The organism is Pseudomonas sp. AK106 (genome assembly GCF_053903055.1).
The window spans coordinates 2966285-2992926 of sequence record NZ_CP096426.1; the positions used below are offsets into that span (position 1 = coordinate 2966285).

11 protein-coding genes and 1 pseudogene are annotated in these 26642 nt (G+C 64.0%); 8 read left to right on the forward strand and 4 right to left on the reverse strand.

The features are described 5' to 3' along the window. Nucleotides 1-282: 282 nt before the first annotated feature. Both M1E04_RS13220 and M1E04_RS13225 read right to left on the reverse strand, forming a co-directional pair. The gene (locus tag M1E04_RS13220) at nt 283-507 is read right to left on the reverse strand and encodes a DUF6555 family protein (RefSeq protein WP_456291466.1); all 225 of its coding nucleotides are present in this window, start codon (nt 505-507) and stop codon (nt 283-285) included. 395 nt (nt 508-902) lie between these two features. Continuing rightward, complete coding sequence (locus tag M1E04_RS13225) at nt 903-1217, reverse strand: hypothetical protein (RefSeq protein ID WP_456291467.1); 315 nt, start codon at nt 1215-1217, stop codon at nt 903-905. Between the two features lie 431 nt (nt 1218-1648). Between M1E04_RS13225 and M1E04_RS13230 the strand changes: the two genes are divergently transcribed. Continuing rightward, the gene (locus M1E04_RS13230; protein WP_369318022.1) at nt 1649-3604 is read left to right on the forward strand and encodes a putative bifunctional diguanylate cyclase/phosphodiesterase; all 1956 of its coding nucleotides are present in this window, start codon (nt 1649-1651) and stop codon (nt 3602-3604) included. 362 nt (nt 3605-3966) lie between these two features. Here M1E04_RS13230 and M1E04_RS13235 read toward each other — a convergent pair. Then, a pseudogene (locus tag M1E04_RS13235) lies at nt 3967-4161 on the reverse strand (helix-turn-helix domain-containing protein); the annotation flags it as partial. A gap of 620 nt (nt 4162-4781) precedes the next feature. On the opposite strand from M1E04_RS13235, the gene M1E04_RS13240 reads away from it, so the two are divergent. The 4 genes from M1E04_RS13240 (at nt 4782) to M1E04_RS13255 (ending at nt 22854) form a co-directional block, all read left to right on the forward strand. Then, nucleotides 4782-17900 carry a BapA/Bap/LapF family large adhesin gene (locus M1E04_RS13240; protein WP_456291468.1) on the forward strand — a complete coding sequence of 4373 codons (13119 nt, stop codon included), beginning with the start codon at nt 4782-4784 and terminating at the stop codon, nt 17898-17900. A gap of 111 nt (nt 17901-18011) precedes the next feature. Beyond that, nucleotides 18012-19493, forward strand: coding sequence for a TolC family outer membrane protein (locus M1E04_RS13245; RefSeq protein WP_456291469.1), 1482 nt, complete (start codon nt 18012-18014; stop codon nt 19491-19493). Beyond that, entirely contained in the window at nt 19490-21649 is a 2160-nt protein-coding gene (locus M1E04_RS13250) for a type I secretion system permease/ATPase (RefSeq protein ID WP_065991608.1), read from the forward strand. Before M1E04_RS13245 ends, M1E04_RS13250 begins: the two co-directional genes overlap by 4 nt. Further along, the gene (locus tag M1E04_RS13255) at nt 21646-22854 is read left to right on the forward strand and encodes an HlyD family efflux transporter periplasmic adaptor subunit (RefSeq protein ID WP_065991607.1); all 1209 of its coding nucleotides are present in this window, start codon (nt 21646-21648) and stop codon (nt 22852-22854) included. The genes M1E04_RS13250 and M1E04_RS13255 overlap by 4 nt, the downstream gene beginning before the upstream one ends. Here M1E04_RS13255 and M1E04_RS13260 read toward each other — a convergent pair whose 3' ends face one another. After that, on the reverse strand, nt 22855-23451 hold the full coding sequence (locus M1E04_RS13260; RefSeq protein ID WP_244160408.1) for a S1 family peptidase: 597 nt from the start codon (nt 23449-23451) through the stop codon (nt 22855-22857). Nucleotides 23452-23854: 403 nt separating this feature from the next. Here M1E04_RS13260 and proP point away from each other — a divergent pair, with 403 nt between their 5' ends. The 3 genes from proP (at nt 23855) to M1E04_RS13275 (ending at nt 26604) form a co-directional block, all read left to right on the forward strand. After that, entirely contained in the window at nt 23855-25357 is a 1503-nt protein-coding gene (gene proP / locus M1E04_RS13265; RefSeq protein ID WP_192131440.1) for a glycine betaine/L-proline transporter ProP, read from the forward strand. A 236-nt stretch (nt 25358-25593) separates the two neighbouring features. Further along, the gene (locus M1E04_RS13270; protein WP_065991605.1) at nt 25594-25836 is read left to right on the forward strand and encodes a hypothetical protein; all 243 of its coding nucleotides are present in this window, start codon (nt 25594-25596) and stop codon (nt 25834-25836) included. 93 nt (nt 25837-25929) lie between these two features. Further along, nucleotides 25930-26604, forward strand: coding sequence for an HAD family hydrolase (locus M1E04_RS13275; protein ID WP_065991604.1), 675 nt, complete (start codon nt 25930-25932; stop codon nt 26602-26604). Nucleotides 26605-26642 lie beyond the last annotated feature (38 nt).

A 26642-nucleotide genomic window follows, 5' to 3' on the forward strand; every position in this document is an offset into this window, starting at 1 on the left:
GGGTTCGGGATTTGAGTCTAAGGCTGACCCGATTGGACGCCGGAAGTTTTGGCTGTGGAAATGTCGGAACGATCAGCGGTGATCTTAAAGCGGTGAAAGATTCAGACCCCTCATCTCTTCCCGACTAACGCCGGTCATGCACGGGAATTTTCCACAGAGGACCGGCTATTAGCCTGGAACAGGCAGGCAAGTTTCAACGGGATCTAACAAGGTTCAAGGGGCGGCTTTAGTTAGATCGCACGCCCTTCAATCAACACGTAGCCCATGGGGAAAACGTCTGAATCAAGCCGACTTCCAGCTCACCGCATCGATGCCCAATCGCTCGGCCTTGGGCTTGGAGAGTTTGATGGCTCTGTCACTCCGGTATTTGGGGATGTCGGCCACTCCAGCGTCCACTGCAGCCCAGTGCCACGCCTCAGCGTTATCCATTTGCCTGGCGCACACGTAGAACCATCGTGGCTTGCCATGGAAAAAGTATTCAATGCGGTAGTGTTGGGTATGTTGCATGGTCTTGATCTCGTTCACAGGGTCGATTTCGTTGTTTGGTTTCCATCTGGGTGGACGACTGACTCACCGCGCAGGGTGGAGCTGCAGACCAGGGATCAGCCTGTGGCAGCTTCTTCTAAGGGGATGACCGCATTGAAAGTCTCCATTATCGAGGCCTCAGGCTTTCAAGGGCGGCTGCAGGCCGCGTTATAACCGGGACGCTAAGAACATTGATTCAATGCATGCCAATGAAACAGGCCATACAATGGCCCGTTAAAAAGTTGACCGTAGTTGGCTGAAGGATGTTCATCGTGAATTTGAAATTTCGAGACGAGCGGTTTAATGGCTGTTTCAACGCGTTAGTTGATCTAGCGCACCCACCAAAAAGATGTATTAAGTGCGCCGGCGGACGCTAATCATTCATTCGAATAGTTTCGGATATCAGCAATTAACGGCAGGCCGTCGGAGTCACCTGCGGCAATACGCTCGGCCTGGTCACGTCCCCTGACAAGCCCTTGCTCGACGGTCCACCCGGACGCCGGAAGACTCTCCAGATGTTCCACCACCCTTTCGCCATCAGCGGCATAAACGCAAACCAGAACGTCAAGGGTGTCGCCATTGGCCCGCGCCCGGACCTCCAGCTGACAGCCGTTCTCCGCCGCTTCGGTATAGTTCTCATCACTCGCTGGTGATTGCGTCCACTCGTTATAAACATCGCCGCGCGCAAACATGAACGTGTCCCTTTTCCTGATCGTTATAGAAGATGGCCAATAGCATTGACTGGGGCGGCAGCGAATGATTCAGCGACCCCGTCAGATCGGCGCGCCATGTTGATACGGGCCCTGTCGTCGCTTCGTGAGTCGCGCCGTTCGTCAGCCGAGCCCTGGTCAGGCTGAACCCATCCACGCGGACATCCGTTCCAATGGGTAGGCCGTAGCAACGCAACTCGCCCCGTAGCAAGTTGCCTCCCCCTACGCCCCACTCTTCGACGCACGCCCCGGCAGCCAAGAGCCCACGGTGATAAAACGCCCGGGTGGCAGGCACCACGCTGTTACAGAATCTCACCGCGCCGCCGATAGCCCGGGACAGTCATAACGTTTTGCAGCGCTGCAAGTTGTGGGGTGGTCGTTCTTTTGAAATTGCGCGCGTTGGGTCCCTATTTATGAAATTCCCGTCTTTAGATCGATTGAAAGCGCTGGTCTGCGTCCAGCGAGACAATACGCGACTGATGGAAGCGCAATACATCGCGCTGTCCAGGCAGCTGCCGATGATGTACGTCATTCTGCTGATCAACACCCTGGCCCTGGCCGCCACCCATTACGGCGTCGCGCCGCTGTGGCTGACGGTGTACATCCCGCTGTTGCTGACCCTGGTGGGTACCGTACGCGCGGTCCTCTGGTGGCAGAGCCGCAGTCAGACCCTGACCACCGAGCAGATCTTCAAGAAACTGACCCGCACCAATCAGGTCACGGTGGTCATTGCGTTCGGCTTCACGATCTGGGCGCTGTTGCTGTTTCCCTACGGTGACACCTACACCAAGTCCCATGTGGCCTTCTATATGGCGATCACGGTGATCGTCTGCATCTTCTGCCTGATGCACCTGCCCTCCTCGGCGATGATGACCACGGCGGTGGTCAACATCGCCTTCGTGGCGTTTTTTGCCAATGCCGGCAACGCTACCTACACCGCCATGGCCGCCAACGTGTTCCTCGTCTCGCTGGCGATGATCGTGGTGCTGCAGAACCACTACGGCGAGTTCACTCGGCTGGTGAACATGCAGATCCGCACGGAAAAGCTCAGCGACGACAATCAACGGCTGGCCAACGAAGACAGCCTGACCGGCCTGCCCAACCGACGGCAGTTTTTCACCTTGCTCGATCGTGCGCTCAAACAGGCGCGGCACGGCGACACGCGGCTGGCGGTGGGGATGATCGATCTGGACGGTTTCAAGCCGATCAACGACTCTTATGGCCACGGCATAGGCGACAAGCTGTTGCGTCAGGTCGGCCAGCGATTGCGGGCGTTTGCCAGCGAGCAACTGCACGTGGCCCGACTGGGCGGCGATGAGTTCGGGCTCATCATCGTCAGGGCCGGTGACGAAAGTGAGTTGATCAAACAGGGTGAGTCGCTGTGCCGCGCCATGCGTCAGCCCTTCGTGATCGGCGATATTCACGTCAGCATCAGCGCCTCCATGGGTCTGGTGGTGTTTCCGGACCTTGCGAGCAACTCGACCGAGGCGTATGAATTCGCCGATTACGCGCTCTATACCAGCAAGCGCGAAACACCTGGCGAGCTGTGCATTTTCTCGCCGAGTCAGCATCAGCGCCTCAAGCGCGACATGCTGACCGAGCAGGGCCTGCGCCAGGCCAATGTTGCGGAAGAATTCACCCTGGTGTTTCAGCCGATCGTCGACATCCGCACCTCCAAAACGGTGGCGTTCGAAGCGCTGGCCCGGTGGGTGAGTCCAAAGCTGGGCAGCGTCGCGCCGGGGCACTTCATCGGCGTGGCCGAGCGAATTGGCCTGATCAACCGACTGACGCCGCCGCTGCTTGAAAAAGCGCTGCACGCGGCGCAGTTATGGCCCGCAGATGTCCGGCTGGCGTTCAACCTGTCGGCCCACGATTGCTCGTCGATGGACGCTGTCGAACAGTTGATCAAGGTGATCCGCCAGAGCGGATTCGACGCCTCGCGGCTGGACCTGGAAATCACTGAAACCGCCGTCATCAAAGACCTCGTTCAGGCACAACGGGCGATCAATGCCTTTCGTGAACTGGGTTGCGGCATTTCCCTGGACGACTTCGGCACCGGCTACTCAAGCCTGAGCCAGCTCCACGCCTTGCCGCTGACCAAGCTGAAGATCGATCGCTCGTTCATCACCGACATTCACCAGAACGCCGCCAGTTTCAAGATCGTCAAATCATTGCTGGCCCTGAGTCAGGACATGGAATTGCAGTGCGTCAGTGAAGGTGTTGAAACCGAGGCGGAGCTGGAGGCGTTGCGGACCCTCGGCTGCACGCTGGTTCAGGGCTACCTGTTCTCCAGGCCGATGCCCCTTGAGCAGACGCTGGAGTGGATCGGCTCAACGCCGAGCATGCCCGTGGCGGCGGTTGTTCTGTGAAATCGGCCTGGGAGGGCAACAGCGGCGCTCATCGCTGCTGACAGGAGGGCACCGGGCGTTGCCGATCAGGCGCTTTGCTGGACTTTCATCATGGCCAAGCCAATGAAGCGGCGTGAGTCTTCCTGGAAGTCCCGCACCTGGGCGGCAAATTGCTCTTCGCGGGTGTCAACGTGGCGCGTGCTGAAAGAGGTGGCGACGTCGGCGATGACCTGGGTCGTGTCGTTGAGGGTCTGGTGCAGCGTGCCCAGAATGCCCACCGCATTGCGATTTGAAATGATCACTTCGCGGTTATTGCTGGGGAGCGTTCTGCCTGAAGACGTCTGATCCTCGGCATCCAGTCTGTCCGCAGTGCCCAGCAGGGTGTTGCCGGAGAACAGATAATGCATGTCGACGCCAGCATCACAGACGCGCTGAAGGTAATCGGCCTTGGGTGAGCGATGGCCACTTTCGTAGTGACCCTGGGCGTTGGGTTCGACGCCGCCAATTCTGGCGAACGCGATTTGCGTCAGCCCCAACCGTTTGCGTTCTTTTCTCAAACGCGATCCAAGCTTTTCCATGAGCAAACTCCTGCTGAATTCACGCCACGCGAGGGAGCGGTGGGTGCAATGGGGGGCTGGAGTGCGAGCTTCCTGAATGAGCGAAATAGCCTCGTACGGTGTTAACTCACCACCTTACAGCCTTTGCAACATCAGCGAACAAGTATTTGGCCGGCACCTCGATCATCGGGTACCGAGACTGAGCCTGCCCCCCTGCCCGCCGTCGTGAAATATAAAACGCAGCACGTCCTTCAGCGTTTGCACATTCAGGTGAATATGCGCAACGAGATCCACCCAGTCCCGACAGCCACAGTGGCGCTTCAACTAATCGACTGTAACGCGCAAACGTTTTCCACTCGTACGAGCACATTTGCGCAAACCCGCCGACGATCGGTAGATCGACATCTAACTACAAATTTCTGCCGAAGGGTCAATGGCTTACGTCATATCCACTTCGTCATATCGTTAAACGTCAAAGTATTTTCCATTGATCTCGAATAGATCCGATCTAAATTATTGGCAAACAGCGTCACGCCTAACAAGAAACAAAGCTGCGCCTGACTCGATGAATCAGGTGGCTGGTATGACACGCCATTACCCGCGTTGTTGTAGTGCTAAAAGCGAAGAAAAGGACTGTCAGAATGGACAATATTGTTGTAGCCAATAAAGCAACCTCCGAACTTACTGCCAACACGTGGGGCGATCTTTCACTCAATTCACCCTCCGTTGTTCAAATGCCCGTTCCACCCAGCCAAGTCGCTTCGGTCTCCCGAAATGGGCAAGACCTGGTGGTTAATTTGAAGAATGGCGAACAGGTCAAAGTTGCCAACTTCTTCAGTACCGCGCCGGAAGGCCCCACCAGCGACATGGTGTTTCAGGGCGAAGACGGCACCCTGTGGCAGGCGCAGTACGACACTCAGTCCTTCACCGGCTTTACCTTCGACGAAGTCAGCTCTCTGGATGAGCTCATCGCCGGAGCCGGCGTGGTGGGGGGCACGACCCCCACCTTTGCGATTGCCGGGCTGGGTCTGTTGGGCGCGGGCGGTGCGGCGGCGGCAGCGGGCGGGGTCGCAGGTGGCGGTGGTGGTGGCGGCGGTGGAAATGCCGCTGACACGTCAGCTCCCGTGGCCCCGAGCAATCTGCTGGTCAGTGCAGACGGGACGTCCCTGACCGGCATCAGTGAAGCCGGCGCGACCGTTCGGGTTCGCAACAACGCTGGCACCTTGCTCGGCAGCGGTACCGCGGCGGCAGACGGAACATTCAGCCTGTCGCTCAACCCACCGCAAACCGACGGCCAATCACTGACCGTTGATGCGGTCGACGCGGCTGGAAACGTCTCCCCGCCGGCTCAAGCGCTGGCGCCGGACATCGATATCGCCCCGCCTGGCGACACCACGCCACCCGATGCGCCGGCCAACCTTGCCGTCAGCGCTGATGGCACGCGCATTACCGGTTCCGGCGAAGTCGGCGCGACCATTCAGGTGCGCGCGGCCGACGGCACCCTGCTGGGCAGCGGCATCGTTGCGGCAGACGGCACTTTTAACCTCGGGCTCAACCCCGCGCAAACCGACGGCCAGTCGCTGACCGTGAGTGCGGTCGACGCCGCCGGCAACGTCTCCCCGACGGCTCAGGCGCTGGCGCCGGACATCGATATCACCCCGCCTGGCGACACCACGCCACCCGATGCGCCGGCCAACCTTACCGTCAGCGCTGATGGCACGCGCATTACCGGTTCCGGCGAAGTCGGCGCGACCATTCAGGTGCGCGCCGCCGACGGGACCCTGCTGGGCAGCGGCGTCGTTGCGGCAGACGGCACTTTCAGCCTCGGGCTCAACCCACCGCAAACCGACGGCCAGTCGCTGACCGTGAATGCGGTCGACGCCGCCGGCAACGTCTCCCCGCCGGCTCAAGCGCTGGCGCCGGACATCGATATCACCCCGCCCGGCGACACCACGCCACCCGATGCGCCGGTCAACCTCGCCATTAGCGCCGATGGCGCGCGCATCACAGGCTCCGGCGAAGTCGGCGCCACCATTCAGGTGCGCGCCGCCGACGGCACCCTGCTGGGCAGCGGCGTCGTTGCGGCAGACGGCACTTTCAGCCTCGGGCTCAGCCCCGCGCAAACCGATGGCCAGTCGCTGACCGTGAATGCGGTCGACGCCGCCGGCAACGTCTCCCCGACGGCTCAGGCGCTGGCGCCGGACATCGACGTCACGCCCCCCAGCGGGGACGTGACGCCGCCGGATGCGCCGACCGGCATCGCGATCAGCGGCAATGGCTTGATCGTCAGTGGCCGTGGCGAAGTCGGCAGTATCGCCAGCGTCATCGATGCAATCGGCAACGTGCTCGGCACGGCCGTCGTGGGCACTGACGGGTTGTTCAACATCACCCTGAACGCGTCACAAATCGCCGGTCAGTTGCTGCAGCTCACCCTGACCGATGCCGCCGGCAACATCTCCGCCAACGTGGCACTGCAAGCACCGGACACCACCGCGCCGGTGACGCCTTCGAATTTCGTCCTGTCGGCTGACGGCCTGATCCTTACAGGTGTTGCCGAAGCGGGCGCTCGAATCCTTGTGCGCACTGCGTCGGGGGCAGTCATTGGCGTCGCCCGCGCCGGTCTCGACGGCACCTTCAGCGTGACCCTCGACATCGCGCAACTCAATGGCGAAAGACTCAACGTCAGCGCCACGGACTCGGCGGGCAACTCCGCCTCCGCCGAGCTGACCGTCGCCGACACCACGCCACCCGCCCAGGTCACCGATGTGGTGATCAGCGCGGACGGCACGCAGGTCTCGGGTAAAGGAGAAGCCGGTGCGACAGTGACCTTCGTGGCCAACGGCACGCCAATCGCCACGGTGGTCGTCGGCGCCAATGGCACCTTCGCCACCACCCTGACTCCACCGGTCAACCCCGGCGATCTGGTGCAAGTCATCCAGACCGACAGCGCAGGGCTGCCGTCCACCGTGCTGGCGGTCACGGCGCCCGACGCCATCGGCCCGACCACGCCTTCCGGTCTGGTCATCAGTGGTGACGGCACCCAGCTGACCGGCACCGCGAGCGCCGGTTCGGTGGTCCAGGTGCGCGATGCCGACGGCGTGCTGCTCGGCAGTGCGACCGTGGGCGCCAATGGCAGCTTCACCGTGGTGCTCAACCCGGGCCTGGCCAACGGCGAAGTGCTCGACGTGGTCGCGGTCGACGGTCAGGGCGAAAGCTCGGTCACCGTTCCCGTCACCGCGCCCGACGTCACCGGTCCTTCCGCTGCCACCGATCTCAGCGTCGCCAATAACGGCCTGACCCTGACCGGCCGTGGCGAACCCGGTGCGACCGTTTCGGTACGGGACGTCCTTGGCATTGTCATCGGCACCGGCGTGACGTCCGCAACCGGCAACTTCACCGTCACGCTCGCTTCTCCTCAAACCAATGGCCAGGCACTGCAGGTGGTGCTGAGCGACGCTGCCGGAAATCCGTCCCTTGCCACCCCCGTCAGCGCACCAGACCTCGACGGCCCGCTGCAACCCGCTGCGATCAGCATCGACGCCAGCGGCACAACGCTGACCGGCACCGGCGAGGCCGGGGCAACGATCACGGTCACCACCCTCAACGGTACGGTGCTCGGCACGGCGATCGCTGCCGCCGACGGTCGCTTCAGCGTGACGCTGAACAGCCCGCAGAACAACGGCCAGACCCTGCTGATCGGCGCCAGTGACGGCACCGGCAACCTGGCACCGTCGGTAAGCTTCATCACCCCCGACACCCAGGCGCCTGCGTCGCTGACCGGCGTTGTCCTCGACGGCACGGGTCTGGTCCTCACCGGTACCGGTGAAGCCGGCGCAAGCCTCACGGTGCGAGATGCGGCCGGCAACGTCATTGGCAGCGGCCAGGCCGGCCCCGACGGCAGCTTCTCCCTGACCCTGACGACCGCTCAAACCGACGGTCAGTTGTTGCAAGTCACCCAGATCGACGCTGCAGGCAACCAGTCGGTAGCCGCTCCGGTCACGGCGCCCGACGTCATCGCACCGGGAGCTGTGACCAACCTCAATCTGTCGGCCAACGGTTTGATCGTCACCGGTAACGGCCAGAGCGGCGCCACCGTCACCGTCAAGGATGACCTCGGCGCAACGCTGGGCAGCGCGGTGGTCGGCAGTGACGGGCGCTTTGAAGTGACGCTTTCCAGCGCGCAGATCAACAATCAGCCCCTGAGCGTCACGCAAGTCGACGGCTCGGCCCTGGCCTCTCCCGCCACGCCATTGCTGGCGGCGGACATCCAGGCCCCCGACGCCCCCACCGGCCTCATTCTTGGCACCGATGGCCTGACGCTCAGCGGCCAGGGCGAGCCCGGCGCCACCGTCAACGTGCTCGACGTCAATGGCAACGTGCTGGGCACCGCCACGGCCGACCCGCTGAACGGCCGCTTCGACGTCCTCCTCAACGCGATCCAGGCCGACGGCCAGGTGCTGCTGGTCAAGCAGACCGACGCCGCCGGCAACATCTCCCCCGCCTCCTCGCTCAACGCGCCAGACACCACTGCGCCGGGCGCGCCCGCCGGGATTACCATCAGCAACGACGGCCTGACCGTTTCCGGAACAGGCGTTGCGGGCGATACCGTTCAAGTGCGGGATGTCAGCGGGACCCTGCTGGGCTCGGCCATCGTGGGAACCAACGGCATTTTCGCGGTGACCCTGAGCCCGCCGCAGCTGGACGGTCAGGTGTTGAGCGTGACCCAGACCGACGCCAGCACCCTGCCCTCGCTGGCCGGTTCCGTCACGGCACCCGACCTCACCGCGCCGCCCGTGCCAAGCGGCCTGACGCTGGATGCCGCCGGGCTTTTGACCGGCACCACCGTGCCCGGTGGCTCGGTGAGAATTCTCGATGCCGCTGGCGTTGAGATCGGCACTGCCGTTGCCGGGGCGGACGGGATTTTCATCTTTAACGTTGCGCCGATCCTGAGCAACGGCGAGACGGTGCAAGTGGTCGCCACCGACGGTGCCAACGATTCGCTGGCGACCCCGGTGCTCGCACCGGACACCACACCACCGGTCGATGTGACGAATCTGGCGATCAGTCCGGACGGCGCGAACGTTTCCGGGGTCGGCGAACCCGGCACCACCGTCACCGTTCGCGGGCCGGGCAATGTCGTGCTCGGCACCGGCACGGTTGGCCAGGACGGTACGTTTGTTATCGGCCTTATTCCGCCTGCTGCAAACAACACCAACGTCGACGTCATCAGCACCGACGCCATCGGCAACGCCTCCAACGCGGTCACCCTCCCAGGGCCGGACGGCACCCAGCTGGCGACCCCCAGCGATATGGCGATCAGCAGCGACGGCTTCATTCTCACCGGCGCCGCAACTCCAGGCAGCACGGTGAACATCCTCGACAGCAACGGCGTCAGCCTGGGCAGCGGCAGGGTCAACAGCTTTGGCCGCTTTAGCATCCTGATGCGTTTCGCTCAATTGAACGCGCAGAGTTTGCACGTCGTCTCGACCGATGACGCAGGCCACACCTCGGTCACCGCGCTGGTGGTCGCCAATGACCTCACGGCACCCGACGCGCCGGCAGGTCTGACCATCAATGGCGATGGCAGCGCCGTCACCGGGCGCGGTGAAGCCGGCGCGACGGTGACCATTACAAACAGTGGCGGCGCCGTGCTGGGCGCCGGCACGGTTGCGCCCAATGGCACGTTCGTCATCGCACTGACGCCGCCCCAACTGGACGCCCAGCCGCTCACCGCCACGCAAACCGACCTGGCGGGCAACGTGTCGCAATCGGGCAGCATCATTGCGCCGGACCTGAAGGCGCCCGATGCCGCCACCGGTGTGACCATCAACAACGTCGGCACCGTGGTCAACGGCCTTGGTGAAGCCGGCGCGACCGTGACCATTCGTGATGCCGCCGGCAACGTTCTCGCCACCGGCATCGTCAACCAGAGCGGCCAGTTCCAGGTCACGCTGCCGAACGCCGTGACCACCGGTGAACCGCTGTCCGTCACCCTGACTGACGTGGCGGGCAACGTATCGGGCGTCGCAAGCCTGACCACGGTGGACACCACCCCGCCGGCGCTGCTGCAGAACCTGCTGATCAGCGCCAACGGCAGCACACTGACCGGCACCGGTGAGGCCGGTGCGACTGTTAGAGTCCTCGACATCACCGGCACGTTGCTTGGCACCGCCCTTGTGGCCAGTGACGGCACCTTTACCGTGACCCTCGCCCCTGCGCCGACTAACGGTCAGGCCTTGGACATCAGCCAGACCGACCCGAGCGGCAATGTCTCGCCGTCGATCAACCTCACAGCGCCGGACATCAGCCCGCCCGCCGCCCTCACCCAAGTGGCGGTGAACGCCGACGGCCTGACCGTGACCGGCCGGGGCGAACCTGGCGCGACGGTATCGGTGCGCACGGCTGGCGGTGCCCTGTTGGGCACGGCGCTGGTGGCCGCGAATGGCGCGTTCAGCGTCACCCTGACGACCGCGCAGCTCAATGCCGAAGTGCTGACCGTCACCCAGGAAGACCCGCCCGGCAACGTCTCGACGGCGGTCAACGTGACGTCCGTCGACCTCACGGCACCGGACAGTCCGACCGCTCTGCTGCTGAGCGGCAGCGGCGCGCAACTGGCAGGTAACGCCGAAGCCGGCAGCACCGTCACCGTGCGCGACGCGGCCGGCAACGTGCTGGGTTCAGGCGTCGCCGGCGCCAATGGTGTGTTCCAGGTCACCCTGTCCAGCCCCCAACTCAACGGCCAGAGCCTCAGTGTCACGGCCACTGATGCGGCCGGCAATGTCTCGGTGGCAGCGCCTTACCAAGCCGCCGACACCGTCGCGCCCGCCGCCGTCAGCAACCTCGCGGTCAGCGCCGATGGCCTGACCCTGGGCGGTATCGGCGAGCCCGGTGCGACAGTGGTGGTGCGCGATGCCAACGGCAACGCGCTGGGCACCGCCACCGTAGCCGCCAATGGCAGCTTCACCCTCGGCCTGACCCCGGCGGCAGTGGCCGGCGGCACGTTGACCGTGGTCCAGACCGACGCCGCCGGCAATGCTTCCGACGCCAGCACGGTGGTTGCGCCCGGCAATCTCGCCGAACCGGCGCCGGTGAATCTGGCCCTCAGCGCAGACGGCCTGACCCTGACCGGTACCGCCAACGCCGGCAGCACTGTCAGCATCCGCACCGCCTCGGGTGTGCTGCTGGGCACGGCGCTGGTCAACGGCGACGGCACGTTCAGCGCGCCCCTCAATGCCGCGCAGCTCAACGGTGAATCGCTTGCGGCCATCGCCACGTCCAGCGACGGCATCAACTCGCTGGCCACCGGTTACCTGGCGGCGGATGTCACCGCGCCCGGGCAGCTCACCGAGCTGATCCTCAACGCCAACGGCGTCACCCTGACCGGCCACGGCGAAGCGGGCGCAACGGTGACGGTGCTCGGCGCTGGCGGGGTCATCCTGGGTACCGGGCAAGTGGGCCTCGACGGCAACTTCTCGCTGACGCTGAACCCGCCGCAGATTGCCGGCCAGTCCCTGAGCATCAGCCAGACCGACCTCGCCGGTAATGAATCGGCCAGCCTCGCGCTGACCGCCAGAGACCTGATCGCCCCGAATGCGCCGCTCGCCCTGTCGGTGACGGCAGACGGCGCGATGCTCTCGGGCACCGGTGAGCCTGGCGCCACGGTCAATGTGTTCAACGCCAGCGGCGCGCTGGTCGGTTCCGGCAGCGTGCGCATTGATGGCACCTTCCAGCTCGCCCTCACCACCCCGCAAGCCAACGGCGAACTGCTGGCGGTGACCCTGACTGACGCGGCCGGGAATATTTCCCTGCCTGCCAGCCTGACCTCGGTCGATACCACTGCGCCGCTGGCCCTGACCCAGCTGAGCATTTCCAGCGATGGCGCAACGCTGACCGGCCGCGGTGAAGCCGGGGCAATTGTCACAGTGACCAACGAGCTCGGCACCGTGCTCGGCACGGCAACGGTGGGCAGCACTGGGGCCTTTACCCTGGTGCTGGTCCCGGCGCTGTCCAACGCCGAAGTGCTGACGCTGGTGCAACGCGATGCCGTCGGCAACGTGTCACCCCAAGCCAGCCTGACCACCCCGGACTTCACCCCGCCCGACCCGCTGGACAACGTGCGCATCAACGCCGCCGGTGCGGTGGTCACCGGGACCGGTGAAGCCGGCGCCACCGTCACCGTCCGCGACGCCGGCGGCACGCTGCTCGGCACCGCCCTGGTTCTGGCCGACGGCACGTTCAGCGTCACCCTCACCACCCCGCAGATCAACAGCCAGGTGCTGAGCGTTCAGCAGGCCGACCCACCCGGGAATGTCAGCGTGCCAGCGACGGTCACCGCGCCGGATTTGACCCCGCCAGCCGTCGCCACCGATCTGCAGTTCAATGCTTCCGGCAGCGTGCTCAGTGGGAGCGGAGAAGTCGGTGCGGGGGTGCGCATCACCTTGGCAGATGGCACGCTGGTCGGCACCGGCACCGTGGGCGTCGATGGCACGTTCCTGATCAACCTGTCACAGACGCAAAACGCCGGTCAGCCGGTGTTTGTCGTGCTCACCGACGCCACCAACAATGCGTCGGCTGCGGGCTCCCTGGCTTCACCCGACCTGACGCCGCCCGCACCCGTCACCAACGTGCAAATCGATGACACCGGCGCAGTGGTCAGCGGCCGCGGTGAGGCAGGCGCCAGCCTGTTGATCACCGATGGGGCAGGCAACCTCGTCGGCACCGGCGTGGTGGGTGTCGATGGCAATTTCGCGGTCTCGCTATCGGTGCCGCAAATCAACGGCGAACTGCTGTCGATCGTGCAACGTGATGCTGCGGGCAATCCGTCCGTTGGCGCGCCCGTTACCGCGCCCGACAATACCCCGCCCGCGCTGCCGGTCCTGGCGCCGCTGAGTGGCGACGGCCTGATCCTGACCGGCACCGGTGAAGCAGGCGCCACGGTCAAAGTGACCAGTGCCACCGGCGCCAGCCTCGGCACCACCACGGTGTTGGCCGACGGCTCGTTCAGCGTCACGCTGTCATCTGCCCAGCTCAACGGCGAGACGCTCAACGTCACCCAGACCGATGCGGCCAACAACGTGTCCGGCACGGTGGTTTACCGGGCCGACGACGTCACCGACCCGCTCGCCGTGACCAACCTCTCCGTCAGCCAGGACGGCCTGACCCTAAGCGGTCGCGGGGAACCCGGGGCCACGGTCACGGTGTCGGTGGCGGACACGCCGTTGCCCGGCACCGCCATCGTGCGCGCGGACGGCACGTTCAGTTTTGCGCTGGCGCCCGCGCAGCTTGATGGCCAGTCGCTGTCGGTGGTGCAGGTCGATGCAGCACTTAACGATTCGACGCCGGTGGCGGTCACCGCACCGGACATCACGCCGCCAGTGATTCCGACGTTCATCTCGCTGACCGGCAATGGCACGATTCTGCAAGGAACTGCCGAAGCCAACAGCACGGTGACCGTAAGGTCCGCCGACGGCACGTTGCTGGGCTCCACGCGGACCGACGCCGGGGGACGTTACGAAGTCGGGCTGAATCCTGCGCAGGCCAACGGGCAAGTCATTTCCGTGACTGCAACGGACGCGGCCAACAACGCTTCCGCGCCGCTGGTTTACACAGTGCCGGACACTCAGGCGCCTGATCCTGTCAGCAACCTGACCATCAGCGCCGATTACCTGCTGTTGGCAGGCCGCGGTGAAGCGGGCGCGATCGTGACCGTCAAAGACTCCCTCGGCGTCACGCTCGGCACCGGGCAAGTGGCGGCCAACGGCACCTTCGTGATCACGCTGGCCCCTGGCGTCACGGCCAACAACGTGCTCACGGTCGGTCAGGTGGACGCCAGCAACAATGTGTCCGGGACGCTCAACCTCACCGTGCCCGTGACCCCGCCACCGAATGCGCCGACCAATCTGCAGGTCAGCGCCGACGGTCTGAGCCTGACCGGCAGCGCCGCAACGGGCACCACCATCACGGTGTACAGCGCAACAGGCGCCGTGCTCGGGACGGCGGCCACCAATGCTGGCGGTACGTTCACGGTGACCCTCAACACCGCACAAACCAACGGCGAAAGCCTTGGCGTGACGGCGAGTACCGGAGCAGGTGGCGCTTCTTTGCCGGCTGCGGTGGTGGCGGCTGACACAACGCCACCGGCTGCGCTCAGCGACCTCGCGGTCAGCGCCACCGGTACGCTGGTGACGGGACGTGGCGAAGCCGGGGCGACGGTGAACGTTACCACCGCCGCGGGCGTTACGCTCGGCACCGCCGTGGTCAATGCCGGCGGTACGTTTGGCGTCTTGTTGAACCCGGCGCAAGCCAACGGTCAGGTGCTCAACGCGTATCAGACCGACAGCGTGGGTTTGCAGTCCGGCATATTGCCGGTCACCGCCCCCGACATCACCGCGCCGAATGCACCGACGGTGTTGGCCCTCAATGCCGCCGGCACTGTGCTCAGCGGGATTGGCGAAGCCGGCGCGACGGTCACGGTGCGCAGTAGCTTCGGCGTCGTTCTGGGCACCGCAACGGTGGCAGTGGACGGCACGTTCAGCGCCAACCTCTCGGCGGCCCAGCTCAACGGTCAGTTGCTGTCGGTAAGCCAGCGTGATGTCGCCGGCAACGTCTCGTTGCTCGCCAACCTCAGTGCTGTCGACACCACGCCACCCGCTGCGCTGACCAACGTCGCCCTGAATGGCGCGGGCCTGCAAGTCAGCGGTAACGGCGAGGCAGGCGCGACCGTACGGGTCACCAATGCGGCCGGCGCAGTGCTCGGCAGCGCAGTGGTCAATGCCGCGGGCGGGTTTGTCGTCTTGCTCTCCACAGCCCAGTTGAACGGTCAGGTGCTGAGCGTCCAGCAAGCGGACGTGACGGGCAACGCCTCGGCCGTGGCGACGGTCACCGCTGCGGATATTCAGGCGCCTAATCCCCCTTCTGCCCTGGTGCTGGCCGCCAACGGACTGACCCTCAGCGGCAGCGGTGAAGTGGGCGCGAGGGTCAACGTGGTCAATGCCGGCGGCACGCTGCTGGGCACAACCACGGTCGGCGCGGGCGGAACGTTCAGCCTCACCCTCAACGCCGCGCAACTAGACGGCCAGGCGCTGACGGTGCGTCAGGTGGACGTCGCCGGTAACGTGTCGGCCGCCGGCAGCCTGGTGGCACCTGATACCACGGCCCCCGTCGCACCGACGGCGGTGAGCATCAACGCCAGCGGCTCGGTGGTCACGGGCACCGGCGTCGCGGGGTCGACCGTGACCGTGCGCAACGCACTCGGGGTTGTGCTTGGCAGCGCGACAGTCGCCGCCAACGGCAGCTTCTCGGTGGCGCTGAACACCGCGCAGATCAACAATCAAGTGCTGAGCATCACCCAGGCCGATGCCGCGGGTAACGTGTCGCTTTCGGCGAGCGCCATTGCGCCTGACCTGACACCCCCCGCTGCACCCGCTGCGCTGCTGGTCAGCGTCGATGGCCTGACCGTCAGCGGCACGGGCGAAGTCGGTTCGACGGTACAAATCAAATCCACCGGCGGCGCGGTGCTCGGGACGGGCACCGTCGGGGCCACGGGAATCTTCAGCGTCACCCTCGCCCCCGCGCAAATCAACGGCGAAACCCTGCTGGTCAGCCTCACTGACATCAAGGGCAACCTGTCGGTGGTGGCCAACGTCACCGCGCCGGACATCGACGTCAACACGCCGGTGATCGCCAGCGATAACCTGGCCACCGCCACCGTCAGCCTCGTGCCGGTGAAGACCACGCAGAACGTTGCGGACTCCTTCACCACCTTGTTGGCCGGTTTCTCCAAGGCGTTCGTGTTTACGGTCAACAGCGGCACCAGCCTCGACCCGACCCTGACGTTGACCACCGGTAGTGCCGTGTCCTTGCTCGACGGCGTGGTCTATACGCTGCAGGTGAAGAACGCCAGCGGCAACTGGGTGACCCTGGACGTCAATGGCAACGGCGGCCTGCTCGATCTGGTGGCGCTGACCGGCCAGGGCGTGCGGGTGAACATCGGCGATCTGCTGGGCGGCGATTACCGGCTGGTCGTGTCGAGCACCGGGATTGGCGTGGTGACCAACGTCACCACGCAGCTGCAGCTGGACGTCACCAGCCTGACCCAGTTCAACGGGGTGGCCGGTGCCCCCGTGATCGGCAACGTCATCACCAACCCTGGCATTGATGGCCAGGCAGACGTGACCGGCCCGGACAACGGCGCTGTGTTGCAGGTGCTGAAAAACGGCAGCTACGTCACCGCCAGCGCGGGCACCACAGTGCAAGGCCTGTACGGCACGTTGACCATCGACGCCAGCGGCAACTACAGCTACCGGCCCGACGGCGCGGTCACCAGCGTCGGCAAAGTGGATGTCTTCAGCTATCAGCTGGTGCACCCCAATGGCCTCAGCGACACCGCCAATCTGTACGTGCGCATCGACAGCCCACAGGCCACCGAGGTGTGGAGCGATACCAGCCTGGCCAGCCCGGCCCTGGTGGTCGATGCCACCAACGACATCGCAGTCAGTGACATCACGCTGGTCAACAAGGAGGTCATCACTACCACGGCGCTGGGCCCGTTCATCGTGCCTGTGCTGGGCGGCAGTGGTTCATGGACCACCAGCGTGGCGGCCGGTGCGATCAGTGACCTGACGGTAGTGGTCAACTCCTCCAACCTGCTCAGCCTGCTCGGGTCCCTGACCCTGGGCCTGTACAAGCTCAACACCGCCACCGGCCAGTACGTGCTGGTCAAGAACTACAGTGGTGCTTCGCTCGCCAATCTGGGCGGCGGCAATTACGCCGCGCGCTTCGATGACCAGGGACCTGGCAGCTATCAGGTCAAACTCGCCGCCGGGGGCGTCGGTGTCGCCAGTACGGTCAACATCAGCCTGACCAACGACGCCACCTACACCAATCAGTTCGTGGTGGGCAGCTACACCCCGGTGGCGGGCAATCTGCTCACCGACACAGCCGGCGGCGGCGCTGATGTGCTGGGCTCGGCGTACACCGTGCTCAACGTGCTGGCGGCCGGCAGTTACGTGACGCCGGGCTACAACGGCACCACCATTGTCGGCACCTACGGTTCGCTGCTGGTGCAGGCCGACGGGCGCTACACCTACACCCTGACGCCGGGCCAGACCGATGCGGTCATCGGCCGTGAGGAGGTCTTTACCTACCAACTCAAGCACCCCAACGGCACCACCGACACGGCGACGCTGACCATTGATCTGGAACAGGCCGGTGCCGTCGCCACTACCTCGTTTGCCGCGCTGTCCACCGTAGCGAGCGGCGATGATCACAGCGCCACGGCCATCGCCACCACCGGTGCCGCGCTGATCCAGGGCACCGCCGGCAATGACACGCTGGACGGGTCCCATGGTGGGGCGGTCACCCTGCAGGGCGGCGCCGGCAACGACACGCTGATCATCGCCGACCAGCATTTCGCCTCGGTCGATGGCGGCACGGGCACCGATACCCTGCTGTGGGCCGGGGGCGACGCGACCATCAACCTGGGCGATCTGCAGAGCCGGATCCACAACATCGAGGTGCTGGACCTGAACCACACCAGTGCCGTCGCGCTGACCATCAGCCTGGCGGACCTGGTGTCCATTACCTCGGCCGACAGCAGCACATTGATCATCAAGGGAGGCAGCGGAGACAGCGTGCACATGACCAACACCTGGGTCGCCGGCGGCGCGCAACAGGCCGATGGCGTCGATTACACCCAGTACACGCCGCAAGAAGATCCAACCCATCATCTGTGGGTGCAGAACGGTATTCACGTCGTCTGATCAGCCCGCCCTCTGGCGCTGCCGGAGGCGGGGTTCAACCGGCCGATCAATGCGCTCGGCCGGTTGATTCAACAAAAGGGAAGCTCTGTATTCGTACAGTAAGGAAGCCATGTGGAGCGCGTTCGCAAGCAGAAATGGACGGCGGTCGTCCTGACCGTCGGCCTGTGTCACCCGATTTTTTCCGTTGCGCTGGCAGAGGATCAAATCGATCCCGGCCTGCGCAGCATCAGCCCTTCCCGCCTGCAGGCGAAGCCCGCGGATCAGCGGAGCAAGGGCGATGGTCGTGAAGGCAGTCACAAAAGCAATGCCAAAGGCAGTTCCGGGCCCGGAGCGGTCGGGGTCAAGGAAGACAGTCAGACCCTGGGCCTCGAACAGGCCGTCCGGCTCGCCGTTGACTGGCACCCCAGCATCAGCGAAGCGATCGGCACCTTGTATCAACAGGCCGAGGGCATCAACGTGGCCGAAGCCGGTTACTACCCGCAGATCTCCGGCGGGATAAAAGGCGGCTACACCAGCGGCTATGGCAGCGACGACGGCAGCCAGTCGGTGAGCATCTCCCTCAAACAGATGCTCTACGATTTCGGCAAGGTCTCGAACGCAGTCGAGGCGGCCCGTGCCAAGGCCGCCCGCAGTCAGGCGAGCATTCTGCTGGCGATCGATCAGGTCAGCCGCGACACCGCGTTTGCCTACATCGAAGTCCAGCGCTATCAGCGTCTGGTGGACATCGCCCGGGAGCAAATTCGCGGCATCGGCGATATCGTCGAGCTGGCCAGGCAGCGCAGCGACATGGGCGCGAGCACCCGTTCCGACGTGGTTCAGGCGCAGTCCCGCGCCGAGGGCGGCATGGCGACGCTGCAAGAGTACAAAGCGTTGTATGCACGCTGGCAGTCGACGCTGACCAACCTGCTCGGTCGGCAGACCCCGCCCCAGGTCAGCAGCACCTTCAGCGCCTCGATGACCGACGCCTGCACCGCCCCCATCAGCACAGACGCCCTCCCCGCCGTGCTGCAAGCCGCCGCCCAGCGCACCCAGGCCCAGGCCGAACTGGCCCAGGCCAAGGCGGAAGCCTACCCGACGCTGTCACTGCAGCCCTCGGTCAACCAGTTTCTGGACGATCATTACGACGACCAGAACTCGACGATCAATCGCACCCAGGCGGGGATCTTTCTCAACCTGGAAGTGCCGATCTATCAGGGTGGCGCCACCAGCGCCCGCAGCCGCGCCGCCAACTACGCCCTGACCGCCGCTGACTCCGCCGAGGACGCCGCACGCCTACAGGCGCGGCAAGGGCTGGGCGAGGCGCAGGCGCAGACGTCCGGCCTGACGCGCCGGCTCAGCTCGCTGAAATCCCGGCAGACCAGCATCACCGAAGCCCGCGAGTTGTACGGCCGGCAGTACCTGGAACTGGGCACCCGGCCGCTGCTCGACCTGCTCAACGCCGAGCAGGAAATCCACCAGTCGCGCTTCGACCTGGCCAACACCCAGGCTGACCTGCGCCGTCTGCAGATCGATTGCCTGTACAACAGCGGTGCGCTGCGCCGCGCGTTCGGCATCGATCACAGCACCATCCAGCACGTGGAGATCCTGCCATGACCGAGACCGTCGTCATTCCTGAAGCCCCCGCGGCAGGCCCTGATCGTCCGGACTACGCGCCGTGGCTGGAGGCCATCCTCACCGTCGCCCGGCATTACCGCCTCGACGTGTCACCGGAAAGCATCCGCCTGGCCTCGGCCAATAGCGAGGGCCGTGTCGAAGAAGTGGTTCGTTACATGGCGCGTCAGGCGGGCTTGAGCGTCAAGTTCGCCCGTTACGACCGCAAAAGCCTGTCCCGCTGGCGCACGCCGCTGCTGGTGCAACTGCGCGACGGCCAGGTCGGCGTGATCGAAAGCGTCAGCGAGCAAGGCGAACTGGGCATCGCCTACAGCGGCGACCAGGGCCTGCAGAGCCGCATCGACCCGGCCGTCCTCGCCGAGCACGCCCTGCGCACGGTGGTCCTGCGGCCGATTCAGCCCCTCAGCGACGTGCGCACCGACGACTACATCAAGCCCTACGACGAGCATTGGTTCCGGCGCATCGTCCTCAGCGACCTGCGCCCCTACCGCCAGGTCATGCTGGCGTCGCTGGTCGCCAACCTGCTGGGCATGGCGGGCGTGCTGTTTTCCATGCAGGTCTACGACCGGGTGATTCCGGCCGAATCCCTGCCGACCCTGTACGTGCTGTTTGGCGGCGTGATGCTGGCGCTGGTGTTCGACTTCGTCATGCGCATCATGCGTCTGCGCATCACCGACGTGATGGGCAAGCGCGCGGATCTGCGGGTCTCGGACCTGATCTTCGGCCACGCCCTGCGCTTGCGTAACTCGGCGCGGCCGAAATCCACCGGCTCGTTCATTTCGCAGCTGCGCGAGCTGGAGCAGATCCGCGACCTGATCACCTCCAGCACTGCGACGGCGCTGGCGGACATGCCGTTTTTCTTTCTGTTTTTGCTGGTGTTCTACCTGATCGGCGGGCCACTGGTGTTGATCCCGTTGGTCGCGCTGGTGGCGATGGTGCTGCCCGGCGTCCTCGCCCAACGCAAGCTGGCGCGGCTGGCCAATGCCTCGATGCGCGAAGCCGCACTGCGCAACGCCATGCTGGTGGAAACCGTGCAGGGCATGGACGACATCAAGGCGCTGCAGGCCGAGCAACGTTTCCAGCAGCAGTGGAATCACTACAACGCCGCGTCGGCCGACAGCAGCCTGAAACTGCGCTCGCTGACCAACAGCCTGGTGGCCTGGACCCAGAACGTGCAGGGCGCGGTGTTTGCCGTGGTCATCGTGTTCGGCGCGCCCATGGTGATTGCCGGCGACCTCACCACCGGCAGCCTGGTGGCCGCCTCGATGCTGGCCTCGCGGATGATGGCGCCAATGGCGCAGCTGACCCACGTGCTCACCCGCTGGCAGCAGGCGAAGGTCGCGCTGCAAGGGCTCAACCGGCTGATGCAGATGCCGGTCGATCACCCCGAAGGCAGTCAGCGCGTGCATGTGCCCGCCATTCGTGGCGACTACGTGTTGCGTCAGGCCGGCTTCAAGCATAGCGAAGAGGCCGCGCCTGCCCTGAGCGGCATCAACCTGAACATTCGGCCGGGCGAGCGCGTCGCCATTCTCGGGCGCAATGGCGCAGGCAAGTCCACGCTGCTGCAGGCGCTGGCAGGCTCAATGGATTTGTCCAGTGGCGAAACCACCCTGGACGGCATTGCGCTGGCCCACCTTGATCCGGCCGACCTGCGCCGGGACGTCGGCCTGATGTCCCAGCAGGCGCGGCTGTTTCACGGCACGCTGCGGGACAACCTCACCCTCGGCGCCGGCCAGGCCAGCGATCAGGAAATCATCGCTGCCCTGTCGGTGACCGGCGCGCTGGAATTTGTCCGGCAGTTGCCCAAAGGCATGGACCACCTGATTCTTGAAGGCGGCCTGGGGTTGTCCGGCGGTCAGCGTCAGAGCCTGCTGCTCTCACGCCTGTTGATTCGTCAGCCCCAGGTGCTGCTGCTGGACGAACCCACCGCCTCGCTGGACGACATCACAGAACGCCAGCTGCTGGAAAAACTCTCGACCTGGTGTCAGGGCCGCACCCTGATCGTCGCCACCCACCGGGTCAGCCTGCTGCAACTGGTGGAACGGATCATCGTGCTGGACAACGGCCGCATCGTCATCGATGACCACCGCGACGCCGCCCTCACCCGACTCAGACAGCCGCAAGGAGCGCAGGCATGAACGCATTGACCACGGAGCAAACCCCACGGCTTGGCGATCAAGTCACCTACCTCGACGGCCAGGATGAACGCAGCATCACCGGGAGCGTGCGGGTGATCTGGACGTGCGCGCTGATGCTCGCGTGTTTCCTTGCCTGGGCGGCCTGGTTTCAGGTGGTGGAAGTGTCCACCGGCACCGGCAAGGTGGTGCCCAGTTCCAGGGAGCAGCTGATTCAGTCCATGGAGGGCGGGATCATCAAGGAGCTGAACGTCAGCGAAGGCACGCTGGTGGAGCGCGGCCAGGTGCTGGCGCAGCTCGATGCGGTGAAGAGTGAGTCGAACGTCGGCGAGAGCGAGGCGAAGTACCGGGCGGCGCTGGCCAGCGTCAACCGGCTGCAGGCCGAAGTCAGCGAGAAGCCGCTGACGTTCGATGCGTCGCTGGACAAGTACCCGGAGCTGCGTCGCGCCGAAACCGACTTGTTCAACGCCCGGCGCAGGGGCCTCGGCGAAACCCTTACCGGCATCGAGAGCTCGCTGAAGCTGGTGCGCAGCGAACTGGCGATCACCGAGAATCTGGCGAAAATCGGAGCGTCGAGTCGGGTCGAAGTGCTGCGCCTGAACCGCCAGCGCTCCGAGCTTGAGCTCAAGGCCACCGAGGCGCGTTCCGAATACATGGTGCATGCCCGCGAAGACCTGGCCAAAGCGAATGCCGAGGCGCAGATGCTGTCAGCGGTGATCCGCGGCCGCAGCGACTCGCTGTCTCGCCTGACCTTGCGCTCGCCGGTGCGCGGCATCGTCAAGGACATCGAAGTCAGCACCATCGGCGGGGTCGTGCCGCCCAACGGACAGCTGATGCAGATCGTCCCGCTGGATGAGCAACTGTTGATCGAAACGCGCATCTCGCCCCGGGACATCGCGTTCATCCACCCCGAGCAGCAGGCCAAGGTGAAAATCACGGCCTATGACTATTCGATTTACGGCAGCCTCGACGGCAAGGTTGTGACCATCTCGCCGGACACGATTCAGGATGAGGTGAAGCCGGAAATCTTCTACTACCGCGTGTACATCCGCACGGACTCGGACGTACTGCGCAACAAGGCGGGCAAGAGCTTTGCCATCGTCCCCGGGATGATCGCCACGGTGGACATCCGCACCGGTGAAAAAACCGTGCTGGATTACCTCATCAAACCCCTCAACCGCGCCCGCGAAGCGTTGCGTGAGCGTTGATCAGTTGACCGCGAGGTGGGTCGGCGCTGGCGTGGCCGGCTTGGCCTGAGCCATGTAACGGGTCCACTCACGGTTGATTTCGTTGTACGGCATGAAAATACTGATCCGTGGCTGGTTGGCCAGGTCCGGGCGCTTGATCTTGGCCAGGTCGCTGGAGGTCAGCAATGCCACGGTGATCCCCACCACCTTGCCGTCTGCCGCGAACACCGGGCCGCCCGACATGCCCTTGGCCACCGGGCCATCATGGGTGCCGTACATTACGTTGCCTTCTTTGGCGTCCAGGCGAATCATCGCCGGCAGCGCGCGGCCTGTGCCTTTCACCGACATGTAGGCGGAGTTGTAGCCCACTGAGGTGAGTTCTTCACCCGGCTGGTACGAGCGCCACATCGGAACGGAATCGGCCTTGTGCTTGAAGAACTGTACGTCGCCTTGCCCCTGGAATACCGCGCCGGAGATGTAAGGGATGTGCTTGACGGTGACGGCGTAATCTTCATTCCACTGGATCGCGGTGCCCATCAACAGATAGGGCAGCGGCGCACCGGAATGGACGACGAAGGCTTGGTCAAAGACAGGATCCTGGGTGAAAGCGGTGGGCATTCCGTTGCACCCGCTGATCAGCACCGAGGCTGCAACAAGTGACTTGAAGGGGCGCATTTTTTTCCGTGGGCATGAGTTGAAGGCGCAGCAAATATGTCATTGAGCCATCACTTAATCAATAGGCTGAGACTACCGCCTGTCTTGTTCTGATGCATTTAATTCATTGGATCCAACCTGTTTGACTTTATCGGTCGATAGAGCCGCTCGATTAATCACTCATTTGAATAAACTTCAAAAAACCAGGGATTTCTCTGAATTAATTGTGTCAGGGTCCTATCTGATGCAGATCGGCCTGCCACTATTACGACAGCACACCACCTCTTTCGAGTGTATGCGCTGCCGTGGGTCGCAATGCCGATCGCCACAACGTCGCAACGTCACACTTCTAGCTGCCGGGACTTTTATGAGATCACGCAAGAAAACCGTCAACCCGATCGGGTTGCAAGACATCACTATTGTCGACGATGCCAAGATGCGGAAGGCCATCACCGCCGCCGCGCTGGGTAACGCAATGGAATGGTTCGACTTCGGCGTCTACGGCTTCGTGGCCTACGCACTGGGCAAGATCTTCTTCCCCGGCGCCGACCCCAGCGTGCAGATGATCGCGGCCCTCGCGACCTTTTCCGTGCCCTTCCTGATTCGCCCCATCGGCGGCGTGTTTTTCGGCGCCATCGGTGACAAGTACGGGCGACAGAAAGTCCTCGCCGCGACCATCGTCATCATGTCCTTGAGTACCTTTGCCATCGGACTGATTCCCTCGTATGAATCGATTGGCATCTGGGCGCCGATCCTTTTGCTGCTGGCGAAGATGGCCCAGGGCTTTTCGGTCGGAGGCGAATACACCGGCGCCTCGATCTTCGTCGCTGAATACGCGCCGGACCGCAAACGGGGGTTCCTTGGCAGCTGGCTGGATTTCGGTTCGATCGCCGGTTTTGTGCTGGGTGCCGGCGTGGTGGTGCTCATCTCGTCCGTGGTCGGCGAGGAGAAGTTCCTCGAATGGGGCTGGCGTCTGCCGTTCTTCCTCGCCCTGCCCCTGGGCATGATCGGCCTCTACCTGCGTAACGCGCTGGAAGAAACCCCGGCGTTCCAGCAGCACGTTGAAAAGCTCGAACAGGGTGACCGCGAAGGCCTGGCACACGGCCCGAAAGTCTCGTTCAAGGAAGTCGCGACCAAGCATTGGCGCAGCCTGCTGACCTGCATCGGCGTGGTCGCGGCGACCAACGTCACGTACTACATGCTGCTCACGTACATGCCGAGCTACCTGTCCCACAACCTGCATTACAGCGAAAACCGCGGCGTCCTGATCATCGTGGCGATCATGGTCGGCATGCTGTTCGTGCAGCCGCTGATCGGTTTCCTCAGCGACAAGATCGGCCGTCGCCCCTTCATCATCGCTGGCAGCATCGCGCTGCTGGTGCTGTCGATTCCGGCGTTCAAGCTGATCAACAGCGGCCAGTTGGGCCTGATCTTCGCCGGTCTGCTATTGATCGCGGTGATCCTCAACTTTTTCATCGGTGTCATGGCGTCGACGCTGCCGGCGATGTTCCCCACCCACATCCGCTACAGCGCGCTGGCCAGTGCCTTCAACGTCTCGGTGCTGATTGCCGGCCTGACCCCGACCGTGGTCGCCTGGCTGGTTGAAACCACCCAGGACCTGTACATGCCGGCGTACTACCTGATGGTGGTGGCGGTAGTGGGCCTGATCACCGGCCTGACCATGAAAGAGACCGCGAACAAGCCTTTGCGTGGCGCCGCGCCGGCGGCGTCGGACCTCAACGAAGCCCGTGAGCTGCTGCAGGAGCATCACGACAACATTGAGCAGAAGATTGAAGACATCGACACGCAGATTGCCGAGTTGCAAGCCAAGCGCGAGACGCTGGTTCAGCAGCACCCGCGTATAGATTGATTCTGGTGGGACCGGCTTCAGCCGGGAAGAGGCCGGTTTGTACACCATCAGTGTTGTGGTGTAGCACACGACCCCTTCCTGGCCAAAGCCAGTCCCACGACCCCTGCCGTTCGCGGTCATTTGAAGGATTTGTCGGAACCGCTGCGCCCCTCTCCCGGTCAGGTCTTGCATGAGCATTCAACCGCTGCTGTGCAGACACAGACAGCCGGACAGAGAACTGAAAGGCAGCCTTCCCCATGACCGACATCCTCGACCACCTGCCCCCCGTACTGCGACCGCAAAGCGAGCGCATCCTGGCTGATATCCATGCGTCGGGCTCGACCATCGACGCGGTCAAGAACGGCGCTCAGGCCAACGGCTTCGTGCTCGGGCTGCGGTGCTGCGGCGGCATTGACGCGCAGCAGGCCGACGCGCTTTCCGAGTTCTACGACAAGGTCGTGGAATGCCGGTTGAAGCGGCTGACACTCGGGTTGTCCTGAACCGCTTTTATGCCCCGGCCTGAACGCCGGGCGCTTCCCCTTTTATTTTTAGTCATTGTCAGCGGATGACCTGTTGACCAACGGAGCCTCACCATGCGATCCAATACCTCCTTCCTTTTCGACCTCGACGGCACCTTGACCGATAGCGTTTATCAGAACGTCACGGCATGGAAGGAAGCCCTTGATTCAGAGAACATTCCACTGGCGATGTGGCGCATCCACCGCAAGATCGGTATGAGCGGCGGCTTGATGCTGAAGATGCTGTCCCGTGAAACCGGGATGGAGATCACTGAGGCGCAGGCTGAGCGGTTGAGTGAAAGGCACGCTGAGGCGTACGAGAGAACCCAGGATCAGATCATTGCGCTGCCGGGGGCCGTGGAGTTGTTGAAGACGCTGGACGATGAGGGTTTTCCCTGGTGCATCGCGACCAGTGGGGAGATGTCGACGGCGCGGATCAATCTGAAGGCGTTGGGGCTGGAGCCGGAGCAGATCAATCTGATCACGCGGGATGATGTGAAGAATGGCAAGCCGGACCCGGATTTGTTTGTGACGGCGGCGAAGAAGATTGAGGCGAGGATCGAGGATTGTCTGGTGGTGGGTGATGCGATCTGGGATATGTTGGCGGCGCGGCGGTGCAAGGCGACGGGGATCGGGCTGTTGTCGGGCGGGTATGACGTGAGCGAGCTGGAGCGCGCCGGGGCGTTGCGGGTGTATGAGGATCCGCTGGCGTTGCTGAACCACCTCGATGAGATCGCTACGCGCGAGTAGCCAAATCAAGAGCGTCTGCCTAACGGCAGACATTTCGC